Source organism: Sulfolobus sp. B1, from assembly GCF_007050195.1.
Taxonomy (GTDB): domain Archaea; phylum Thermoproteota; class Thermoprotei_A; order Sulfolobales; family Sulfolobaceae; genus Saccharolobus.
Window position 1 is genome coordinate 1 of record NZ_QIMI01000280.1, and the last position, 1,031, is coordinate 1,031.

The 1,031-nt window shown below is 33.4% G+C and carries 1 protein-coding gene; it reads left to right on the forward strand.

The genetic code is table 11. The features are described from left to right. Positions 1–71: 71 nt before the first annotated feature. Positions 72–767 carry a nucleotidyltransferase domain-containing protein gene (locus tag DMP16_RS10170; RefSeq protein WP_255446883.1) on the forward strand — a complete coding sequence of 232 codons (696 nt, stop codon included), beginning with the start codon at positions 72–74 and terminating at the stop codon, positions 765–767. Positions 768–1,031 lie beyond the last annotated feature (264 nt).

The window sequence follows — 1,031 nt, forward strand, 5'->3', positions numbered from 1 at the left end:
CTATATAAATACCTTGAAGAGGGAATGCTAGAAAGCTCTGGAACTCCAATATCTTATGTGAGGTTAGATGAATGGAAAGAAGTTACTTCTTGGATAGAGACATTGTAATCGATAAGCAAAATAACGTGTATACAGTATTAACTAATTATAACCCTCCAGGATACATTTTCGCTTATCTGAAATACGTTTACACCGGAAAAGGTTTGTGGAAGGGTTATGAAAGGGTATTAAAGGAATATGGAGTACATAACTTAATTAAATTAAAACAGAAGTTCATCTTTGAAAGTTGTTATGATGCTTATTTTCCCGTAATATTTAAATCAGAAGTTGATAAGCATCTAAAACCCGAAGAGGAGCTAAGGCGCTTGATAAAAAGAAGTATAAATGATGATTTAGTATACACCTTATTAGATTTCATAGAAAGATATGTAAGGCTCGCTAACGTGGGAATAACCGGGTCACTACTTTTAGGAAGTTATCATGAGAACTCTGACATTGATATAATAATTTATGGCTGTAAAAGATCTTTAGATTTTATTGAAAATTTTAATGGTTTTGAAAGAGATCAAGACTGGATAATCAGTGCTAATAACAATTACAATATAGATTTCGCTGATTTACTCTACAGTAATAAAAGGAGAGGTATTTATAGAGGAAAAAGGATTTCAGTACTTTTTGCTGATGACAAACCTTGGAGGTATTGTGAAAAAGTATGTGAGAAATTAGGCAAGGTTACATTTAGTGCAATAATTTCGGGGGGGGTGTGAAGCATTATTTTATCCCTCTGTAGCTACTGTCGAAAGTGGTCTAGCTTCTAAAATAGTAAGTTATGAGGGAGTGTTTTCTAATGTGTTATATGGAAATAGAAGAAGAGTATTAGTAGAAGGCATGTTAATGAAGTGTGAGGATGAAAAAATAGTAATAATAGGTGATAGAGATGTCAGAGGATTTGTCAAGCCTTTGCAATGATATAGCCTTCATCTTAAGCCAATCCACTCTAATGGAGGCTTATGTATTTAAGCCGGGTAATG